Source organism: Marinobacter salsuginis (assembly GCF_009617755.1).
Taxonomy (GTDB): Bacteria; Pseudomonadota; Gammaproteobacteria; order Pseudomonadales; family Oleiphilaceae; genus Marinobacter; species Marinobacter salsuginis.
This window is the reverse complement of the sequence record NZ_BGZH01000001.1, coordinates 707,485-728,851: the sequence shown is the minus strand read 5'-3', so window position 1 is coordinate 728,851 and position 21,367 is coordinate 707,485. Positions and strand designations below refer to the sequence as shown.

Genomic DNA, 21,367 nt, shown 5'->3' with positions numbered 1-21,367 from the left:
TTAACGAGAGAATACCGGAGCCGGAAATGGCACAGAGAACCACTGAAATCATCGTTGGGCTGTTCATGATCGCAGGCTGCGCGGCGCTGCTTTTCCTCGCATTGCAGGTGAGCGGGCTGTCGCCGAAGTCGGCCGACAGCACCTACACGATCTACGCCAATTTCAACGATACCGGTGGGCTTACGCCACGGGGGCGAGTCTCCATGGCAGGGGTGACCGTGGGCACCATTGAATCCATTAGCCTGAACAAAGAGACATTTCAGGCGCGGGTGGAAATGTCGATTCACTCGGACGTCGACAATATCCCCTCGGACAGTTCCGCAGTTATACGTACATCCGGCCTGCTCGGTGAACAGTACATTGATATATCGATCGGGGCCGAGATGGATTCGCTGAAGGAAGGCGATACCTTCTATTCAACGCAGTCGGCCATGAACCTGGAGCGATTGATCAGCAACTTTGCATCGGGCCGCTGACTCGGGCCGGGAAGATTTAACAGGAGATCCTGATGTTTGCACTAAAACACCACATTCTGCTTGGCCTTCTGATGGCTCTGGTTCTCGTTATGCCGGCTCACGCTGGTGAAGCGGAGGATCTCCGGAACTATGTGGATGAAAACACCCAGCGGCTCGTTGAAAAGCTCAATGAAGAGCGCGGGCTGTACGAGCGAGATCCGGAAGCATTCTACGAGAGCATGGACAAGGCGTTGACGGATTTCGTGGACTTCCGTCGCATTGCTGCGCGAGTGATGGGGCGTTACGCCCGGCAGACCACGCCCGAGCAGCGGGACGAATTCGTGGTCAAGTTCAAGCGCAGCCTGTTTGACAGCTACGCGCAGGCGCTGGTCAATGCCGAAGATTTCGAGATCCAGGTCAAAGAAGCGACCATCAACCCTCAGAGTGACGACCGCGCCTCCGTTCAGATGGAGGTTATCAGCGCATCCGGAAACCGTTACCCGGTGACCTACTCGATGTACAAGAACTCCGAAGGCAAATGGTTGATGGAAAACGTGATTGTTGAGGGCGTGAACATCGGTCTGGCCTTCAGGGATCGGTTCAGCCAGGAAATGGAGGAAAACCGCGGCCAGATTCAGGTGGTGATTGACGGCTGGAGCGATGCCGTTGAATCGCTGAACCTGGAGCGGGAAGTGGACAACTCATGACGGCAGGTGTGCCTCGGGTTCAGCTTTCCGATGAAGCGCTGATTGTGTCTGGAGAGGTTACTCCGGACACGGTGGTGAGCTTGCGGATAGAGGGCGAGAAACTGATCCGCTCGGTATCCGGGAACCTGGTTATCGACCTCGATGGTCTGGTCACCGCCCACAGTGTGGTGCTCTCTATGCTGCTCTGCTGGCAGCGCCTGGCGCATCAAACCGGTATTACCCTGTCATTCCGGGGTGTCAGTAGTCGACTGGCTTCTCTGGCGGCCCTGAGCAACCTGGATGACCAGCTTACGGGTTTTCGCCCGGAAACTTCCCAGGCACCCCACTGAATTTTCAGGTCTCGGGCCCTCTGTTTACAAGACAGTAAAGCTGACCCGAGCGCCGGAATTGGTTACAATCTCGCCCCTGATTTTAAAACACCCGAGGATTTTCTATGGATGCCACCCAAGTCACCGAGCTGGTCAAGGAAGCATTGCCCGGCTGCGAAGTTCAGGTACAGGTTGATGGTACCCATTATCTGGTCGTCGTGGTGGGTGATGTCTTCGAAGGCCTGCCGACCATCAAACGCCAGCAGCTGATCAACAAGGCGCTGTTCCAGCAAATCATGGATGGTTCGATTCACGCACTTCATCCGAAAGCCTTTACTCCGGCCGAATGGGCCGAGCGCCAGGGCTGAGCGGCCCGGACAAAACAGGATAATTATTGTGGATAAACTTCTGATCAGGGGCCGAAAGCCTCTTGATGGTGAGATCCGGATTTCCGGTGCAAAGAACGCCGCACTGCCCATACTGGCAGCAACCCTGCTGGCGGACGAGCCGGTGACCGTCGGCAACCTGCCACACCTGCATGACGTGACCACCATGATCGAGCTTCTCGGCCGCATGGGCGTTGAAGTGATCATTGATGAGAAAATGAGCGTGGAAATTCACGCCAACACCATCAAACACTTCCATGCGCCTTACGAGCTGGTGAAAACCATGCGCGCCTCCATCCTGGTGCTGGGTCCCCTTGTTGCCCACTTCGGCGAGGCGGAAGTATCCCTGCCAGGCGGCTGTGCAATCGGTAGCCGTCCGGTGAACCTGCACATCCACGGCCTTGAAATGATGGGCGCAGAGATCAAGGTCGAGAATGGCTACATCAAGGCCAAGACCAACGGTCGCCTGAAGGGCGCCCACATTTTCCTGGATACCGTCACCGTAACTGGCACAGAGAACCTGATGATGGCCGCTGCCCTGGCAGACGGAAAAACCATCCTGGAAAACGCGGCCCGCGAGCCGGAGGTTGTCGACCTTGCCGAGTGTCTGATTGCCATGGGCGCAGACATCAAAGGTCACGGTACTGCCACCATTGAAATCAACGGTGTCGAGCGTTTGCACGGTTGTCATTACAACGTGCTGCCAGACCGGGTTGAAACCGGTACCTACCTGGTGGCTGCCGCCGCAACCGGCGGTCGTGTGAAGTTGAAGGATACCCGGGAAGACCTGCTGGAAGCAGTGGTGCTCAAGCTGGAAGAGGCCGGCGCCCACATCAACACCGGTCCGGACTGGATCGAGCTGGACATGAAAGGCAATCGCCCGAAAGCGGTGAGCCTGCGTACAGCGCCTTATCCGGCCTTTCCCACGGACATGCAGGCTCAGTTTGCTGCAATGAACGCGGTGGCCGAAGGTACCGGCACCATCGTGGAAACCGTATTCGAAAACCGGTTCATGCACCTGCAGGAGCTGATCCGGATGGGCGCGGACATCACGCTGGAAGGCAACGCGGCCATCATCAAGGGCGTGGATCACCTTACCGGCGCGCCGGTCATGGCGACGGATCTGAGGGCCTCGGCCAGCCTGGTTATCGCTGGGCTGATGGCTGACGGCGATACCATTGTTGACCGCATTTACCACATCGACCGCGGTTACGAGTGTATCGAAGAGAAACTTCAGTTGCTGGGCGCCACCATCCGACGCTTGCCAGCCTAAAAGATATCCATCCAGACAATACGGGAAACCGGAAGAATCCATGACAGATTCCATCACCATCGCCTTGTCGAAGGGACGAATCCTGGAAGAAACCCTGCCTCTGCTCGCAGATGCGGGCATCGAGCTGATCGACGACGTCAAAAAGTCCCGCAAACTGGTTTTCCCGACAACGGACCCGAATGTCCGGGTGTTGATCATCCGCGCTACGGATGTGCCGACCTATGTTCAGTATGGCGGTGCCGACCTCGGCGTGACCGGCAAGGACGTTTTGATGGAGCATGGTGGCGAAGGGCTATATGAGCCACTGGACCTGAACATTTCCCGTTGCCGCCTGATGACCGCCGGCCCGAAAGATCAGACGCCGCCAGCCGGTCGTATCAAGGTGGCCACGAAATTCGTCAACCTGGCTCGCCGGTACTACTCGGCCCAGGGTCGCCAGGCAGACATCATCAAGCTTTATGGCGCCATGGAGCTGGCTCCGATTCTGGGCCTGGCTGACGAGATCGTCGATATTGTGGATACCGGCAACACGCTTAAGGCAAACGGCCTCGAGGCCCGAGAGCTGATTGAGCATATCAGCAGCCGACTGGTGGTTAATCGCGCGTCCATGAAGATGAAACACGAGCGCATCAACCCCATAATTGAAAAGATGTCTGAAGCCGTTGAGAAACGCCGGCTCTGAATTCGAGCCGGTCAGCAGTAGTTAGTTGTTAATCCCATACAGGATTTGAGATATGACCGCCAAGATCACCCGATTGAACGCTTCCCAAAGTGACTTTAACGATGCGTTGGCCAAACTGCTGGCCTGGGACGACAGCGTTGATCATCAGGTGAACGAGTCGGTGCGTCATATCTTGCATGAGGTGAAAACCCGTGGCGACCAGGCGGTTCTGGAATTTACCGAAAAGTTCGATCGCCTGAAGATTGGGTCCGTTGCCGAGCTGGAAATGGACCAGAGTCGATTGCAGCAGGCCCTCGAAGCGATTCCTGAGGACCAGCGCGCGGCACTGGAAAAAGCCGCTGAGCGGATCCGTGATTATCACGAGCGCCAGAACCAGAAGTCCTGGCAGTATGAAGACGAGGACGGAACCGTGCTCGGCCAGAAGGTAACGCCGCTGGATCGGGCGGGCCTGTACGTGCCCGGTGGCAAAGCCGCCTATCCGTCCTCGGTGCTGATGAATGCTATTCCTGCCAAGGTTGCTGGCGTCAGTGAAGTGGTGATGGTTGTTCCGACACCGGATGGCGTGGTGAATGACATGGTACTGGCTTCCGCAGCGATTGCCGGTGTTGACCGCGTGTTTACCGTTGGTGGCGCCCAGGCCGTCGGCGCGCTGGCCTATGGCACGGAAACCATCCCGGCAGTGGATAAAATCGTCGGCCCCGGCAACATTTTCGTCGCCACCGCCAAGCGCGAAGTTTTCGGCGTCGTCGGCATCGACATGATCGCCGGCCCCTCGGAAATCCTCGTGATCAGCGACGGCAAAACCGATCCCGACTGGATTGCCATGGACCTCTTCTCCCAGGCGGAGCACGACGAACAGGCCCAATCCATCCTGATCAGCCCGGATGCGGAATTCCTGGACGCCGTTGAAACCAGCATCAACAAACTGCTGCCAACCATGGAGCGTGCTGACATCATTCGCACCTCCATGACCGACCGCGCTGCGCTGATCCAGGTCGCCGACCTGAAACAAGCCGCCGAAGTGTCCAACCGGATCGCCCCGGAGCACCTGGAGCTGTCGGTTGAAGACCCCGAAGCCATGCTGCAAGACATCCGTCACGCAGGCGCTATCTTCATGGGCCGTTACACCGCAGAAGCCCTTGGCGACTACTGCGCAGGCCCGAACCACGTGCTGCCTACCAGCGGCACAGCTCGGTTCTCCTCGCCGCTGGGTGTCTACGACTTCCAGAAACGGTCCTCCATTATCGGCTTCAGCGCTGCCGGTGCAGATCGTATGGGGCGTGTGGCGTCGGTTCTGGCACGTGGCGAGGGCTTAACCGCTCACGCACGGTCGGCGGAATATCGGATTAAGGACTGATTTATGAGTAAATTCTGGAGTCCTTTGGTCAATGATCTGGTTCCCTATGTTCCTGGGGAACAGCCAAAAATGGCTAACCTGGTGAAGCTGAACACCAACGAAAACCCTTTTGGCCCCTCACCAAAAGTTGTCGAAGCCATTCAGGCTGAACTGAACGACAGCCTGCGCCTATATCCGGACCCGGAAGGGGAAAGCCTGCGCCAGACCATTGCGGCGTACCACAAGGTAAAGCCGGAGCAGGTCTTCCTGGGCAATGGCTCGGATGAAGTCCTGGCCCACATCTTCTTTGGCCTGTTCCAGCATGGCGAACCGATCCTGTTTCCGGACATCACCTACAGCTTTTACCCGGTGTACTGTGGCCTCTATAACATCGAGAGCAAAAGAGTACCGCTGACAGAAAGCTTCGAAATCAACCCGGACGACTTCAAGCAGCCCAACGGTGGCGTGATCTTCCCGAACCCCAATGCGCCAACCGGAATGTATCTTGGGTTGCAGCATGTGGAAGAAATCCTGGCTGCCAACCCGGATCGCGTTGTCGTTGTGGATGAGGCCTACATTGATTTCGGTGGCGAGTCTGCCATCACCCTTGTCGACAAGTACCCGAACCTGCTGGTGTCACAGACCCTTTCCAAGGCACGGTCTCTTGCCGGTTTGCGGGTGGGTTTCGCCGTTGGCCATCCCGACCTCATCGAGGCATTGAACCGGGTCAAGAACAGCTTCAACAGCTACCCCCTGGACCGCCTGGCCCTGGCTGGCGCTAAAGCGGCCTACGAAGATGAAGCCTGGTTCCGGAAGTGCTGTGATGGCGTGATCTCCGAGCGCGAGCGCGTAACTGCCGCCCTCGAAGATCTTGGATTCGAGGTGTTACCCTCCAAGGCAAACTTCATCTTTGCCCGTCACAAAGAGCAGTCTGGTGGGGTTTTGGCCAAAGGCCTGAGAGAGCAGGGTATTATCGTCCGGCACTTCAATAAGCCTCGAATCAGCGAATTCCTGCGCATTACCATTGGCACTGTTGAGCAGAACGATGCCTTGATCGGGGGGCTCCGGTCCCTCTAGCCTGCTAAGTTGGCGGGTAGAGGGAGGCAGATGCCCCTTCCCAGGAACCGCTACGAGCACATCCATGTGCGCTTGACCCCGGCCATCCATGGCCGGCGACATTCCCGGGAAGGTGCATCTGCCTCCCTCGTCGAACCTTCCGGAAATAGTCCTAAATGGAGTTTTTATGGCCAGTCGAAATGAGATTCTGAATAAAATCAACGAATGGCTCCAGCCCGATGATTTCCAGGATTACTGTCCCAATGGCTTACAGGTTGAAGGCACGTCCGAAATTAAAACCGTCATTTCTGGCGTAACTGCCTCAAAAGCGCTCATCGAAGCCGCCATCGAAGCAAACGCCGATATGATCCTCGTCCACCACGGTTACTTCTGGAAAGGCGAGGATCAACGTATTCAGGGGATGAAACGAGAACGCTTGAAACAGCTTCTCGACAACGACATCAATCTCGTTGCCTACCACCTCCCACTGGATGACCACCCCGAATACGGCAATAACCGTCAGCTGGCGGATATCCTCAACATCAAGAACCCGCGCCCGCTCGGCGGTCTGGTCTGGGAAGGCGAGCTGGCAGAAGCAATGTCTCCCGAGAAATTCGGTCTCCATATTGCAAGACAGCTCCACCGTGAACCGCTCTGGGTTGGCGAAGGTCCGACTTCGATCAAGAGGGTAGGTTGGTGTACCGGTGCTGCGCAGGGGTTTATTAATACAGCTCAGGAGGCGGGGCTCGACGCTTATATAAGCGGTGAAATCTCCGAGCCGACGACGCACACGGCAAGGGAGTGTGGAATTCATTACTACGCTGCCGGACACCACGCGACCGAGCGTTATGGTGTGCAGGCTCTCGGAAAGGCGCTAGCCCAAGAGTTTGGGGTAACCCACAAGTTTATTGATTGCGACAACCCGGTTTAAAAGCTAGTACGAACTGAGTTTGAAGCCTTAATCTGAGCGATGTTTCATTCTCAAGGCGAATTGCACAGAATCTGGCTGGGCGGGTCGGACACCCCTGTCCGGGAATGTCGGCGGCCAAGGATGGCCGACGTCAAGCGCACATGGATGTGCTCGTAGCGGTTCCCGGACAGGGGTGTCCGACCCGCCCACTCACCGAAATTAGAAGTCTTACGATGGCCCGACCGCCGAATTAAGGTCAGGCCTTGAACGAATCAGGCCTGCTGAGCCTTATCACCCTTCTTGAGCCCAAAGTCCTCGGCAAGCGTCCCGGAATCCTTCGGATCCGTCTTCGGCGCATAATCCCGTGGTGGCTCGGAAGCGTCCTCGCGGACTTCCTCCAGGCGCTTCTTGGAAGTCTCATGAGCCAACTCTTCCATCCAGTCCTCATCATTGCAAAGACGGTTGGCGCCCCGGGCCATGTGCTGGTTTACATCGCGATAGGCATCGTTGAAACGGCGCAGCAGATGGGCCGACTCCATGAAATGTTCATTCACCTGGGCCTGGTAGCGGGTATATTCGCTTCTCAGTTCCTCAATCTGCTGTTCCGCCCGGCGCTGCCGAAGCGTCGTTCCCTGCCCGGAACGGCCAACAAATACCCCGATGACAATGCCAACAACCAATGCGGCAATCGCTGCCAGAATCAGGTTTGTCATATGCTGTGTCGTCCTTTTACTTAGAAGTGAGCCAAGCCCCTGCAAGCCGAGTATAACGCCCCAGGCTCCATCATCCCATGATTGCGGCCTGCGCCTATCGTCGTATTGCCGCAAAGGTGGCCAACGTGGCGAAAAATCGCTAAATGCGAGACAATACGGCGCCCAAATTTACGTTCAACTTCCGGGAATACCTGATGACAGCTGCGATGTCCTCCGAAACCAGTGCGAACATGACCCCTTGGCAACGCTACCAGAAGGATCTTGAACGCCCCGATTTCCAGAAGGACTCGGCCCAGGAAGATGCCGTCAAGCGCCTTCAATCACTGTACGACAAACTGGTGGAAGCCGAAAGGGATCGCAGCAAGCCCAAGGCCAAACTTTTGCGCAAGCTCAAAAAAGGCAAGGAAGAGCCGGTCAAGGGGCTGTATTTCTGGGGTGGAGTAGGCCGCGGCAAAACCTACCTGATGGATACTTTCTACGAGTCGCTGCCCTTCGATCGCAAGATGCGGGTTCATTTCCACCGCTTCATGCAGCGGGTACACAACGAACTCAAATCCCTCAAAGGCGAAAAGAACCCGCTGGAGCTGGTCTCCAAAAAATTCGCCGATGAAACCCGGGTTATCTGCTTCGATGAGTTTTTTGTGTCAGACATTGGTGACGCCATGATCTTGGCCACCCTGATGGACGGGCTGTTCAGCCGCGGAGTTACCCTGGTTTGCACCTCTAATATCGTACCAGACGGCCTATACAAGGACGGGCTTCAGCGTGCGAGATTCCTGCCCGCGATCGATCTGGTCAAGAAACACACCGATGTGGTCAACGTGGATGGCGGAGTTGATTACCGACTGAGGACTCTCGAGCAGGCGGAGCTGTTCCACTCCCCCCTTGACGAGGAAGCGGACGTCAGCCTTCGGAAGAGCTTCGATGCCCTGGCGGTCGAAGCCGGTAAACACAGCAAAACCATGGAAATCAATGGTCGAAAAATCCCGGCCCAGGCCCATGCGGACGACGTGGTGTGGTTTGATTTCAAAGACGTGTGCGACGGCCCCCGAAGCCAGAATGATTACATCGAAATGGCACGGCAGTTCCACGCCATCATCGTCAGCAATGTGCCCATCCTGGGCAAAGAAAAAGATGACCAGGCTCGCCGTTTCATCAACATGATCGATGAGTTCTACGACCGCAACGTCAAAGTCATCATCTCTGCCGCTGCACCGATCACCGAACTCTATGCTGGCGGCCGCCTTGGCTTTGAATTCGAGCGCACCGAATCCCGCCTGCTGGAAATGCAGTCCCGGGAATACCTCGAAGCGCCCCATAAACCATAAAAAGAAAACAGCCCTGAGTAGGTCGGATTAGCGAAGCGTAGTCCGACAAAAACCTACCATACAATCAACAGAGAGATTCAGAAATGAGCACAGACAACGTCGTCATCGTCAGCGGTGTCCGCACCCCCATGGGCGGATTCCAGGGTAGCCTGGCCAGCGTCAGCGCAACCGACCTGGGTGCCATCACCATCGCCGAGGCCGTCAAGCGCGCTGGCCTTCAGCCTACGGATGTGCAGGAAGTTATCATGGGCAACGTCCTGCCCGCCGGCCTCAAGCAGGGCCCGGCACGCCAGGCCATGCGCAAGGCCGGTCTTCCGGACCACACCGGCGCCACCACCATCAACAAACTCTGCGGTTCCGGCATGAAGGCCGCTATGTTCGCCCACGACCTGATCAAAGCCGGCACCAACGACATCATGGTTGCCGGCGGCATGGAGAGCATGTCCAACGCCCCTTACATTCTGCAGGGCGTCCGCAGCGGCTACCGCATGGGCCCTGGCCAGGCACCCCAGGATCACATGTTCCTGGATGGCCTGGAAGACGCTGAAACCGGTCGCCTGATGGGGGCGTTCGCCCAGGAAATGGCCGATAAGAAAGGCTACACCCGTGAAGAAATGGACGAGTACGCCATCACCTCCCTCACGCGGGCGAAGAAAGCCATCGAAGAAGGGCTGCTTAAAGAGGAGATCATCCCGGTTACCGTCAAGAGTCGCAAAGGCGAGGTCGTTGTCGAGGATGATGAGCAGCCTCACAACGCCAATATCGAGAAAATCCCGAGCCTGCGTCCGGCCTTCGCGAAAGACGGCACCGTAACAGCCGCCAACGCCTCATCAATTTCCGACGGCGCCTCGGCGCTGCTCCTGATGCGTGAATCCGAAGCCGAAAAGCGAGGCCTCAAGCCACTGGCCCGCATCGTTGGCCACAGCACCCAATCCCAGCACCCGTCCGAGTTCACCTGCGCCCCGGTTGGCGCCATCGAAACCCTGTTCGGCAAAACCGGTTGGAGCAAAGACGACGTCGACCTCTTCGAAATCAACGAAGCCTTCGCCATGGTCGCAATGATGCCCATCCGCGAACTCGGCCTGGATCCCGAGAAAGTCAACATCCACGGCGGCGCCTGCGCCCAGGGCCACCCCGTCGGCTCAACCGGCTCCCGCCTGCTGGTAACCCTCATGTACGCCCTTCAACGCTATGGCAAAAAGAAAGGCGTTGCGGCCCTGTGCATCGGTGGTGGTGAAGCAACCGCTATGGCTATCGAGATGCTCTAAGCTTCGGAGTCTGGCCGAGGCGGGAGCCCTTCCCGAAACACGCTGTAAATACGTCCCTGTAAGCTTGACGGCAGCATCCATGCTGCCGACAGTTTCGGGAAGGGCTCCCGCCCCGGCCGACCATATCTCCGGGTATACGTTCCTAAAAATCCTTTTTCGCGTGCTCAGTTGAAAGCCAACTCAATGGCCTGGCGTTGAGGGGATGAATGTTTCTCCGGGAATGTCGGCGGCCAAGGATGGCCGACGTCAAGCGCACACGGATGTGCTCGTAGCGGTTCCTGGAGAAACATTCCTCCCCTCGGCGCTTCGCCCAACTCGCGGCGCCAATAGAAACCGCGAAAAAACCACCAAAACCAAAGTGGTTGCATCCAAATTTGTTGTCTATAGTGATTCTGTGCGAAGAAACCCGGCGGCAAACGGCGTTAACAGAGGGATGAGAGCAAAATCATACTTTTGACTGATCAAAGCGCCTGAAGGCGTTAGCTATAGTGCCAACATCACGAGCACTGTGCATGAAGCCTCCAATACATCGTGAACACCAATAATCAGAGCAGCGACTCAGAACAACAATGGAGTAGCCTTCCAATGACAAGAAAAACACATCAATGGCAGCGTTGGACCAAATTACCGCTGGCCGTGGCCGTTGCAGCCGGTATGTCTGGCAACGCAGCAGCCTTATCGTTTTACATGGGAGACGTGGAAGCCCAGTTCAACACCACGCTCTCTGCGGGTGCAGGTTGGCGAGTTGAGGATCGGGACAAGCGTCTGATCGCCCAGGGTAACCTTGGCCCTGAGTATGCCCCCGGTGGCTCGCTCGCGAATATTGGTGCCTCCACGAACAACTATGATGACGGTAACCTCAACTTCGAGAGTGGCGATACCTATTCCAAGATCGTCAAAGGCAACAGCGAACTTTACCTGAACTACTACGTCGACAACCCCTACCTGACCAGGGTTGGTGGTTTACTTCGTGGCAGGTACTGGTACGACTTTGAGTTGAAAGATGAAAGCCGCGCAGTAGATTACGTGGGTCAGCAGCGCGAGCTGAACCCGGAAGCCAAAGACAATGCCTCCGGTGGTGAAATCCTCGACGCCTACATTTTCTCTGACTGGTATTTCGGTAATGTTCCGGTCAGCCTTCGCTACGGCAAGCAGGTTGTGAGCTGGGGCGAGAGCACCTTTATCCCGGGCGGCATCAACGTCATCAACCCGGTGGATGTTCCCGCCTTCCGGGCGCCGGGCTCTGAACTGAAAGACGCGCTTCTCCCGGTCGAGATGTTCTACATGTCTGCGGGTATCACAGAGAACGTCACCGTTGAGACCTTCGTACAGGCAGACTGGGAGCCGGTTCGTCCGGACGACTGTGGTACCTTCTTCTCCACCAACGATTTCGCAGCTGATGGTTGCGGCCCGGTACTTCTCGCTGGCCAGCTACCGGATTCCCAGGCCTTTGCACAGGGCTTCATCGCGCCTCGGATTGGAGACCAGGAAGCGGATTCCAAAGACCAGTTTGGTGTGGCCGTGCGCTGGTATGTACCTGAGCTGAATGACTCAGAGCTGGGTTTCTACTACATCAAGTACAACAGTCGTCTGCCATACGTCAGTGGTCTGGTGAACAACCCATCCAGCCCGACTTCGACGCAGCAGAACGATCCGAGCCTGCCGTTCTCCAGCTTCCCGAGCTACTTCATCGAGTACCCGGAGAACATCAACCTGTACGGCATCAGCATCAACACCACCACACCCGGTGGCTGGTCGCTGGGCGCTGAATACAGCTTCCGCGACAACGTGCCTTTGCAGTGGAACGCTTTTGAATTGATCTTTGGTGGCTTGCAGCAGCGTGATCCAGCAGGTGACCCACTTAGTAAGCTGGAAGCGCAGCGTCTTGCAGAAAATCCGGGTGCAAACCTGGCTGGCAAGCCGGTCGCCGGATACGATCGTTTCAATGTGTCCCAGGCTCAGTTTACGCTGATCAAGTTCTTCGATCAGGTAATGGGCGCCAGTCGGCTGTCTTTGATCACGGAGTTCGGTGCAACTTATGTGCATGACCTGCCGGATTACGACGAAGCTCGTTACGGTCGTTCAGGCACCTTCGGTATTGGTACTCTCCCGTTCGGCCCAATCGACATCTGTTCCGACGGTGGTGCCAACATCAACACCAACTACTGTAACAACGAAGGCTTCACAACGGACTTCTCCTGGGGTTACCGTACCCGCCTGGTTTGGGATTACCCGAACGCGCTGGCCGGTGTTAACCTTTCACCGCAGCTGGCCTGGAGCCACGATGTTGAGGGTTACAGCCCACAGCCGGGCGGCGCCTTCAATGAAGGTAGCAAGGCCATTGGCCTGTCTCTGCAGGCGGTCTACCAGAACAAAATCACCGGTAATATCGGTTACACAAACTTTTTCGGCGGCAAGCCGTATAACGAGTTGACTGACCGCGATTTCGTGAGTGCTAGCGTTTCATACTCATTCTGAACCCGGAAAGAATTCGTTGAACGAGGGAATTTAAATGAAACTGAACAAGAAACTACTGGCCACAGGCGTATTGGCAGCAAGCATGTTTGCTGGCCAGGCCTGGGGTGCGGTTTCTGCTGAAGAAGCGGCCAAGCTGGGTAACTCGCTGACACCGATGGGTGCAGAAAAATCCGGTAATGGCGGTGCGATTCCCGCCTGGACTGGAGGCCTTACAACTCCACCGGCCGGTTACAAGAATGACGGAATCTATGTGAATCCGTTCCCGAATGAGCAGCCGAAGTTCACCATCGATCAGAGCAATGTCGAGCAATACAAGGACAACCTGTCCCCGGGTCAGGTCGCGATGATTGAGCGTTACGACGATTACTTCATGCCTGTGTACGAAACCCATCGTACCGCCGCTTACCCACAGGAGGTAATGGAGCAGACAGTCGAGAACGCGACAGAGGTGGAGCTCATTAAAGACGGTAATGGTCTGGGCAACTATCAGTCCGCCACACCGTTCCCGATTCCCCAGAACGGTCTGGAAGCGATCTGGAACCATATTACCCGCTACCGTGGTGGTTCTGTTCAGCGTAACGTTGGCCAGGTAACCCCGACAGAAGGTGGTGACTTCTCGGTGGTCAAATTCCAGGACGAGCTGACCTGGCGGACCTACCTGGCAGACTACGAGCCAGGCATGGATCCGAACGTACTGTTCTACTTCAAGCAGGCCATCACCGCGCCGGCGCGTCTGGCGGGTAACGTTCTGCTGGTACACGAAACCATTGACCAGGTTGCAGAGCCTCGCCGTGCCTGGGTATACAACGCCGGTCAGCGCCGTGTTCGTCGTGCACCCCAGGTAGCCTATGACGGACCGGGTACAGCAGCTGACGGTATGCGTACGTCTGACAACTTCGACATGTTCAACGGTGCTCCGGATCGATACAACTGGGAGTTGATCGGCAAAAAGGAAATGTACATTCCGTACAACTCCTACAAGCTGGTTGACCCGAGTCTTACGTATGACCAGATCATCAAGGCTGGCCACATCAATCAGGAATACACCCGCTACGAGCTGCACCGCGTGTGGCACGTAAGGGCAACCCTGAAGGATGGCGCCCGTCACATCTACGCCCAGCGTGACTTCTACATTGACGAAGACTCCTGGCAGGCATCGGTTATTGATCATTACGACGGTCGTGGCGAGCTGTGGCGCGTTGCCGAAGCCCACAACATGCAGTTCTATGATCAGAACGTGCCTTGGTACGCCATCGAGACTCTGTACGACCTGCTCTCTGGCCGCTACCTTGCACTGGGCCTGACCAACGAAGAAGAGAATCCGTACGAGTTCGGCGTTGAGCGTCGCTCACGGGATTACACGCCGGCCGCACTGCGCCGCGCAGGTACCCGGTAACGGATCATCTGAAGATCTGAAAAACGGCGGGCCCCATGGCCCGCCGTTTTTTTTACACCTGAGAAAATCCTTTCACGTCAAAATTTTGCAGCCTACCCCTCAATTGGTTTAACCTTCCTATCATACTAAAGGCGTACCCGATGCCGGTCGCCACTCAAAAGTCAGTGCAAGATCCACTTTTCCGGCGGTGCGAGGCAGTTCAGGCCGGAGTTAAATGGGGCAGTGCGTGAAACCATTCAATGATGGCTGTGCAGCCAACGATGAATTTCAGTCGGCGAATAGTGGTCTACAGCGAGGTGAACTGGTCAGAGACTTGCTAAGACAGCGGGTTCAGCTTCCGCCGATTCCGTCTGATTCACTGGCCCGGCCCAGGCTTGATGGCAAGATCTCCGAAGCGCTGAGTCCCAGAAGTGTTCTGTTTATAGAGGCGCCCTGTGGCTACGGAAAATCCCATGCCGTGGTGAATGCGCTTCGCAGTGCAGAAATGACTGCTGAACAGGTTCGGTGGGTTGCCCTTAACTCTCAGGACAATGCGCCCTCCCGTTTTCTGACCTTGCTCGCCACCGCCCTCGATCTCCCCGAAACGCCGGAGCAGGGCTTGCAGAGTGGCGCGACCTTCTCGGATATCCTGTCAATGATGCAGGTGGCGCTGGCCCGCAAGGGTTCAGATCAGCCAAGAGTGCTGGTGTTGGACAACCTCCAGAATCTCAGCAACCCCGCCGTTGTGGACCTGCTTCAGCAATTGGTGATCGATTTTCCGGCAGGCTCCTCCATCGTGCTGATTTCGCGCAAGGCTTTGCCGTTTGAAACACACAGTCTCGAGCTGGAAAACCGCTTTATCCGGATTGGACCAGAAGCGCTGGAACTCTCCCGTTCAGAAACCTTCGAGTTTTTCCGTTCGGCCACGGCAAACAGCGGACTGACCAGCGTGGCTGTCGACAACCTCTATGACATGACCGAGGGTTGGGCAACGCCATTAGCGCTTTATCGTCGAGAAGTTTTCCAGAATGTTGAAAGGAAACCGATTCAGGAAACGCCCAGTGTTGAGCGGTTTCTCAAGGAATCGGTCCTTGGCACTCTGACACCGGGCCAGATGCGCTCCATGCGCGGCATTGCCGAGCTTGAGCTGTGTTCCGATGAGCTCTTCCTGGCACTTGAGCCCCTCCTGCCTGAAGCGGGTTTCGTTCCTTCCCAGGCCGTTGAGCGGGGGCTGCCGCTTAAGTCCATGCCGGGTCGTGGGCGCTGGTACCGCATCAATCCGTTGTTGCAGGAATGGCTGAAATTGCCGGCGATGGCCGGGTATTCGGAGCGTATGCTTCAGGCAAGTCGGTGGTTTGGTGTGCGTGACCAGTTCCCGGAAGCGCTCAAGTATGCCCTTTTGGCTGGCGATGCCGACGAGGTGATCCGCATTGCTTCCGAGGGGTCAGAAGCCCTGTTGCTGGGGCAGGATACGGCTTCACTGCTTCGCCTCCGCAAGAGCCTTCCCGCACAGCTGCTGGAACGGAGCGTGCGGCTCAGGATCGTCTATAGCTGGGTTCATGCGATTGGTGGGCAGTTCCGTCAGGCGCGAGCCCTGATTGACGGCCTGGCTGAGCCTGACCTGAAAGAACAGGCTCCGCGCATTTGCGCACTCAAAGCCTTTATTCTGCGCGGAGAGGGAAGTGTTGGCCCGGCCCTGGAAATGGCGGATAGGGCCCTGGCAGAGGGTGAGCTCAGTACCCAGGGCCAACTGGTTACCCAGATGGTCCGCTCCAGTGCCCTTTGTGCAGCAGGTAGATTCCAGGAAGCGCGGGAAGCGAATCGCGCTGCCTCGAGACTGGCCAGGGAAGCGGGCGATTCCGGTTCTGAAGCCCTGGCGGTTTATGCCCATGCCCGGATTGAACTGGGCAAAGGCGCACTGAAACACGCCGAGCAGTTACTGCGCACTGGCCTTGATACCGCCATGCAGGAACTGTCTCGCCCCGCCCGTATTGGGGAAACCCGGCTACAGTTGAACCTCGTACTGGTGCTCTGGCATCAGGGGCGGGAAGCCGAAGCAGACCGTTTGCTGGTTACCTGCGGGCGTCATGCCGAACAGACCCGCGATCTGGGCCTGCTGCTGGCAATGACGATCCGCGTGCTGATGTGCAAGGCCCAGGGCAGGCTTGAAGACGCTTTTGTATGGATTGGCAGGGCCGAGAGAACCATGCATTCCTGGCAAGTCGACGAATCGCTGTTTGTGCCGGTGCTTGAAGCACTGAAGGCAAATTGCTGGCTGGCCCAGAACCAGATCGACAGCGCCGATCAGGCAGTTCGTAAGCTGGCCCCATATCGGGAAGCTGGCTGTGTGCCTGAGCTGTTCCCAATGATGCCAGGGCTTCTGGACTGCCTGCAGGTGCGGGTTGATCTCGCCCGTGGTGACCTGATCCGCGCCCGGGAGACTCTTCAGGGAATCCGTGAGCGTTATCAGGGCGCGATTCCCTGGGGCGTGGAGATTCACATGCGTCTGCTGGAGGCGGTGATTGTTCTGGATGAAAAGGGGCCCGTGGTTGCCGTTAAGATTCTGTCCAACGTTGTTACCGAGGCGGAGGCAGAGCACTTCATCAGTCCGTTCAGGGAGCTGCGGAATGAGCTTCAGGAGTTGATGGCAAAGGGCTTTGGTCAGTTGCCGGACAGTGCGTTCAAAGAGGCGCTGGGTGAGCTTTTCGAGTTGCGTGCCGGCTCAGCCGGTGCTGACGCTTTGGCGGAACCGATCAGCGAGAGGGAACAGGGCGTGCTTGAGTTGATTGCCAAAGGGCTGTCAAACCAAGAAATTGCCGACAAACTGCACATTTCCCTCCACACGGTGAAAACCCATGCCCGCCGAATCAATGCCAAACTGGAAGTGAAATCCCGGACTCAGGCTATCGTCCGGGCCCGGGAGTTGGGGCTGCTTTAAGCGCCTCGATTCGCGCATCCTTCTCGGCCCAGATCTCACTGACCCAGCGCTGGAATGCGACTCGGGTTTCCCGGTTGTTTTCGTAATCCATTCCCAGAAACTCGCCGGGTATTTCGCGCGTCCGCACATCAATAATAATCCTGCGGATCCGCCCACACAGATAATCCCAAAAGCCGGCGCGGCCGTCCGGATACACGATGGTGACATCAAGCATGGTGTGGATCATTTCGCCCATAGCACCCAGTACAAAAGCCGTTCCGCCTGCTCTTGGTTTCAATAGGTGCTTGTAGGGTGAATTCTGGCGATCATGTTTCTCGGGTGTAAACCGCGTGCCTTCCATAAAGTTGAAGATGGTCACCGGTGTGTAGCGAAACTTTTCGCAGGCGGCCTGGGTGGCTGCCACATCCTTGCCTTTCAGTTCCGGGCGTTTTGCTAACTGCTCCTTGGTATGACGGTGCATAAACGGGAAATCCAGTGCCCACCAGGCAACGCCGAGCAACGGCACCCAGATCAGCTGTTTTTTCAGGAAGAACTTCAGCAGCGGGATCCGGCTGTTGAGCACGTACTGAATGGCAGGAATATCGGCCCAGCTCTGGTGGTTGCAGGTAACAAAATACCAGTGCTCCCGGCTCAGATTCTCAACGCCCCGCACATCCCATTCGACCTTGTGTAACAGATCCATCAGCAGATTGTTGAAACCGATCCAGACCCACGCAATGTTGCTGAGTACCACCGTGCAGCCCTTGCGAACGGACGTGATCGGTAGCACGAGTTTCAGCAGGGCGAATACCAGAAGAACCGGAAACAGCACCAATGTGTTACACAAGATCAGCAGGGCCGCCAAAGTCCCCTTCAGCGGCGCGGGGAGAAAATCGAGCATGGGGTAGGGTCTCTAGCCTTCAGCCGGGTCCGTGTTCAGTGAGGATTGGCGGGGCAACAACCCGTTTGGTGCGTCCGTCGAGGCCAGCTGCTCCAGGCTGCCGGGATCGAGGTTACTGACGACGCTGCGGAAATTGTCATCATAGAACTCAAGGTTGTTGTAATGAATCATTGCCCGGATCTCTTCTATATACTCTTCGCCCCGTTCGGAATAGCCGAGCAGGCCTTCCGCCAGTTCCAGGCCGGACAGAGGCGTATCGTTTCGGCGATCCTTGAGGCGAACGTCCCGCAGCAATTGGTACGTGGGATGGCGGTTCAGGTTCTGAATATAGGCGCGAACCGACCGGTACGGCGAAGAGAACTTCGCCACCTCATGGCTGGCGCCCTCAGCACGCCCAAGCGGCACCAGGCCACAGCCCTTGGAAAAACACCACTGGCCGAACAGATTGTTGCCCTCGGTCGCAAAGCGGGAGGTGCCCCAGGCAGATTCGTTGGCAGCCTGGGCCAGGATCAGTGACGGTGGAATTACATCCAGACGCTTGCGTAACAGGGAAAATTGCTCCTCGCTGCCCGGCTTGGCGTCCACTCTCAGCCTCTCGGATTGCTGCGCCAGCCAGTTGTATTCCTTGCTGGTCAGGGTTGCCTTGTCGGAAAGACTGTCGAGGTAGTCGCGTTCAATCAGAATCCGGGAGTTGGCCAGGACAATCCTTGGATATAGAAACGAAAAGAAGGCGGCTTTCTTCTCAGTTGTGTCGACGTATTGAGAGAAATCCGGAAGGTCGTCGTTGGCCCAGTGCGGCAGTGGTGGCAGGGAGGAAAGGGCAGGTTCGGAACCCGAGTTATCAGAATTGCCCCGGTCAACGCTCGCCTGTGGCGTATAGAACCCTCCCCCGATCGCAAACGCAATCAAGGGAACCATCAACATGGCCGCACGTTTACCTGCAGACATAAAACCTCTCGTAAAAGTCGATATGGCAACAATTATAACAGGTTATACGTAAGCGTCTGCCTGTTGGGTTTTGTCGGATGCTGCCGGGCTCAGGGCAATCTCGTGGCAATCACGAGGCCTATCTGTTCCTCGCTGGCCTCGGTAGTTCGGAAGCGCAGGTAAAACTGGTCCTGACTTGCTGTGTGAAAGCCATCGAGAACAAGGCTTCCGCTGGTGAACTGCACCTGCCCACCGCCGGATTGGGTGTAGGTCAGGGCGATGTCCGGCAGGGTCTCAAGGGCCGGTTTTGTCACTGCCTCGTTATCGACAGAATGGGTGCTGGTAATTGCTACCGGTGACAGTGTTGCGGCACTGGAGGAGTCGATGGTCAGTACGGCATTGTCGAAATGGCGGAGCCGGTTTGTATCCGTTGTCAGGGCCAGGGCCACGCCCTGAAGCCTGAACTGGCCCGTGGCCGGTGCACTGTTGGTGGTTTGCTCGCCAGCCACGAGGAGCCCGTCACCCAGTGGGCTGTCGTCCAGGTTGAATGCCATGAGGGAGCCGTCCGGTGTGCTGGCGCCTACACCAATATCCGGTTGTTCGAAATTTCCGGAGGCGGTGGTGATGTCCAGGTTCAATCGACCAATATCCGCATCGCCATTGCTGAGCCGAGCAGTGCGGGAGCTCAGGGTCCAGGAGTCTGTTCGGGAGCCGGTGGGGTCCGTAGTGACAGTGCCCGAGTTACCGCGCTGTACCGTTGTATAGCTCTGGGATTGGCTGACCGTGCCGCCATTGATTTGCCACTGACCAATACCGGCTTCGATGGTCAAAGGTGCAGTCCCATCGCTGAACCGATTTGCCAGGTAAACAACGTTGTAGTCCCGGCCGTTCAAAGTGCCAGCGTCAAAGCCTTCCTGTCGCAGCAGGTTTATCTCGAGAACAGACAGATACTGGTCTTCCAGCGTAGTGAGCCGCTGCAACTGGTCGCCCTCAGCTTCCAGTTCAATGGCCTTGCCGGCACTGAAATAGCCGCTGATCACCCGGTCAGGCCCGGTGGTTTCATCCACCGGAGTGCTGGTGAAGGCATCCAGGTAGTAGGGATTACGGGTCCAGCCAATGATCTTGGAGCTGCCACGACCGGTAATACTCTGGTAAAGCGCCCGGCCAGCCAGTAACCGAGTGTCTTCCAGCAAGGTGGCAGCCCCGGGAGAGGAGGAGTGGGTGTTACGTTCCCAGTTCTCGGAGCCGCGCACAAAGAAATTGTTGCCATCCTGATGAATCAGGGTTTCCCGATCGTAGGGGATATCGTTAGCCAGGGACGTAACGCGAATATTGAAGGCATCGAAGCTGGTAAGTGTCAGGGCCGGGTAGACATAGCCGGTGCCGTTATTGTCCGTCAGCACCTCTTCTTGAGCAGTACGAACACCCCATTGCCCCGATCCGCTGAGGGAGGATTCCAGAAACGTTTGCCCCAGTTCCATGCCCAGAAATACCGCGTTATAGTCAGCCGAACTGGCGCTGATCTTGCCCGAAGAAGTTTCGTCCAGCACGGCGTAGTCGGCCATGGCGCTTACGTACCGGGCAAAGTCTCCCCGATTTTCCAGTACATCCAGGGCGCCGCCCAGGCCTATATTCGAGGGAATATCAATTTCAAAGTCGTGCACCTGATCGGCCAGGGTGGACCACACATATTTGTTCAGGCACAGCTCGCCACCGGCATCGGCAACGCAATCCATTATGATCTGGAACTCACCGGCCGTGTAGCTGCTGAGCGTGTTGCGTATCAGATACTCGGAGAAAGGATTCACCTTCACATCCCGGTCGGCATCGGCGGCCAGGGCGCGCATGCGGGTATTGCCGTAAGTGGCATCGATAATCACATCCGGCCCCAGGGGCAGGCCATCGGTAAACTCGATAATGGTGAAGCCTTCGCTGTCGGTGCGCGTGGAAATCGAGGGTTCATCCAGCACAGACAGGGTCTGATTGGTGTAGTAAACGCTCACCCTTTCCGGCTGAACGATTCTCAGGTTTCGGCGGGTAAGCTCGCCCTCGCTGGTGACTCCATCCGGTATCTCCATGGTCACCCGGACTTCGTTGCTGGCAAGGCCGCCTGCGTTGTTGGAGTCGCCGGTACTGCCGGTACTGAAATCATCCACTGGATTCTTGTTTCCAGCGAAATCGTTGGGCTGGCTGGCCGCGCCTTCAATGGCGTCTTCGCCGCTGCCGCAGCCGGCGGTGAGCAACAGAGTTGAGGAGAGCAATAAACCGAGTGTGAAACGCATGCCTGGCTATCCGTGCAGAAAATACAGGCAAACAGTCTAACAGTCAGATTATCGGGAAAGCGTGA

At 56.8% G+C, this 21,367-nt stretch carries 18 protein-coding genes; 14 read left to right on the top strand and 4 right to left on the bottom strand.

Annotated features, from left to right (window positions below; genetic code table 11):
- The first annotated feature begins 26 nt into the window (after positions 1–26).
- The 9 genes from mlaD (at position 27) to GJU83_RS03275 (ending at position 7,134) form a co-directional block, all read left to right on the top strand.
- Positions 27–476: an outer membrane lipid asymmetry maintenance protein MlaD gene (gene mlaD / locus GJU83_RS03315; protein WP_069183080.1), complete on the top strand. Its 450-nt coding sequence runs from the start codon at positions 27–29 to the stop codon at positions 474–476.
- 32 nt (positions 477–508) lie between these two features.
- Positions 509–1,162, top strand: coding sequence for an MlaC/ttg2D family ABC transporter substrate-binding protein (locus GJU83_RS03310; protein WP_069183081.1), 654 nt, complete (start codon positions 509–511; stop codon positions 1,160–1,162).
- Positions 1,159–1,491, top strand: coding sequence for an STAS domain-containing protein (locus tag GJU83_RS03305; RefSeq protein WP_069183082.1), 333 nt, complete (start codon positions 1,159–1,161; stop codon positions 1,489–1,491). The genes GJU83_RS03310 and GJU83_RS03305 overlap by 4 nt, the downstream gene beginning before the upstream one ends.
- 104 nt (positions 1,492–1,595) lie before the next feature.
- Positions 1,596–1,838, top strand: coding sequence for a BolA family protein (locus GJU83_RS03300; protein WP_064228698.1), 243 nt, complete (start codon positions 1,596–1,598; stop codon positions 1,836–1,838).
- 28 nt (positions 1,839–1,866) lie between these two features.
- The gene (gene murA / locus GJU83_RS03295; RefSeq protein WP_069183083.1) at positions 1,867–3,129 is read left to right on the top strand and encodes a UDP-N-acetylglucosamine 1-carboxyvinyltransferase; all 1,263 of its coding nucleotides are present in this window, start codon (positions 1,867–1,869) and stop codon (positions 3,127–3,129) included.
- Between the two features lie 40 nt (positions 3,130–3,169).
- A complete protein-coding gene (gene hisG, locus GJU83_RS03290) occupies positions 3,170–3,811 on the top strand; it encodes an ATP phosphoribosyltransferase (RefSeq protein ID WP_153633700.1) in 642 nt (213 codons plus the stop codon).
- A 52-nt stretch (positions 3,812–3,863) separates the two neighbouring features.
- On the top strand, positions 3,864–5,168 hold the full coding sequence (gene hisD, locus GJU83_RS03285) for a histidinol dehydrogenase (RefSeq protein ID WP_153633699.1): 1,305 nt from the start codon (positions 3,864–3,866) through the stop codon (positions 5,166–5,168).
- A 3-nt stretch (positions 5,169–5,171) separates the two neighbouring features.
- Complete coding sequence (gene hisC, locus GJU83_RS03280) at positions 5,172–6,224, top strand: histidinol-phosphate transaminase (protein ID WP_153633698.1); 1,053 nt, start codon at positions 5,172–5,174, stop codon at positions 6,222–6,224.
- A 166-nt stretch (positions 6,225–6,390) separates the two neighbouring features.
- Positions 6,391–7,134: a Nif3-like dinuclear metal center hexameric protein gene (locus GJU83_RS03275; protein WP_153633697.1), complete on the top strand. Its 744-nt coding sequence runs from the start codon at positions 6,391–6,393 to the stop codon at positions 7,132–7,134.
- 251 nt (positions 7,135–7,385) lie between these two features.
- Here the strand turns inward: GJU83_RS03275 and GJU83_RS03270 are convergent, their stop codons facing one another.
- Positions 7,386–7,826 carry a Z-ring associated ZapG family protein gene (locus GJU83_RS03270; protein WP_069183088.1) on the bottom strand — a complete coding sequence of 147 codons (441 nt, stop codon included), beginning with the start codon at positions 7,824–7,826 and terminating at the stop codon, positions 7,386–7,388.
- Positions 7,827–8,056: 230 nt separating this feature from the next.
- Between GJU83_RS03270 and zapE the strand changes: the two genes are divergently transcribed.
- The 5 genes from zapE (at position 8,057) to GJU83_RS03245 (ending at position 17,213) form a co-directional block, all read left to right on the top strand.
- The gene (gene zapE / locus GJU83_RS03265) at positions 8,057–9,154 is read left to right on the top strand and encodes a cell division protein ZapE (RefSeq protein ID WP_205632655.1); all 1,098 of its coding nucleotides are present in this window, start codon (positions 8,057–8,059) and stop codon (positions 9,152–9,154) included.
- Between the two features lie 83 nt (positions 9,155–9,237).
- Positions 9,238–10,422, top strand: coding sequence for a thiolase family protein (locus GJU83_RS03260; RefSeq protein ID WP_069183089.1), 1,185 nt, complete (start codon positions 9,238–9,240; stop codon positions 10,420–10,422).
- 585 nt (positions 10,423–11,007) lie between these two features.
- On the top strand, positions 11,008–12,900 hold the full coding sequence (locus GJU83_RS03255; RefSeq protein ID WP_069183090.1) for a DUF1302 domain-containing protein: 1,893 nt from the start codon (positions 11,008–11,010) through the stop codon (positions 12,898–12,900).
- Positions 12,901–12,934: 34 nt separating this feature from the next.
- Complete coding sequence (locus GJU83_RS03250; protein ID WP_153633696.1) at positions 12,935–14,296, top strand: DUF1329 domain-containing protein; 1,362 nt, start codon at positions 12,935–12,937, stop codon at positions 14,294–14,296.
- A gap of 214 nt (positions 14,297–14,510) precedes the next feature.
- Positions 14,511–17,213: a helix-turn-helix transcriptional regulator gene (locus GJU83_RS03245; protein WP_153633695.1), complete on the top strand. Its 2,703-nt coding sequence runs from the start codon at positions 14,511–14,513 to the stop codon at positions 17,211–17,213.
- Here GJU83_RS03245 and GJU83_RS03240 read toward each other — a convergent pair.
- The 3 genes from GJU83_RS03240 to GJU83_RS03230 all read right to left on the bottom strand — a co-directional run bounded on the left by GJU83_RS03240 (position 17,179) and on the right by GJU83_RS03230 (position 21,302).
- Positions 17,179–18,093 (bottom strand): 1-acylglycerol-3-phosphate O-acyltransferase, YihG family, encoded by a 915-nt coding sequence (locus GJU83_RS03240; protein ID WP_153633694.1) that lies wholly within the window; start codon positions 18,091–18,093, stop codon positions 17,179–17,181. The genes GJU83_RS03245 and GJU83_RS03240 overlap by 35 nt on opposite strands.
- 12 nt (positions 18,094–18,105) lie before the next feature.
- Complete coding sequence (locus tag GJU83_RS03235; RefSeq protein ID WP_153633693.1) at positions 18,106–19,041, bottom strand: glucosaminidase domain-containing protein; 936 nt, start codon at positions 19,039–19,041, stop codon at positions 18,106–18,108.
- Positions 19,042–19,130: 89 nt separating this feature from the next.
- Positions 19,131–21,302, bottom strand: a complete 2,172-nt coding sequence (locus GJU83_RS03230) for a hypothetical protein (protein ID WP_153633692.1) — start codon at positions 21,300–21,302, stop codon at positions 19,131–19,133.
- Positions 21,303–21,367: the final 65 nt, after the last annotated feature.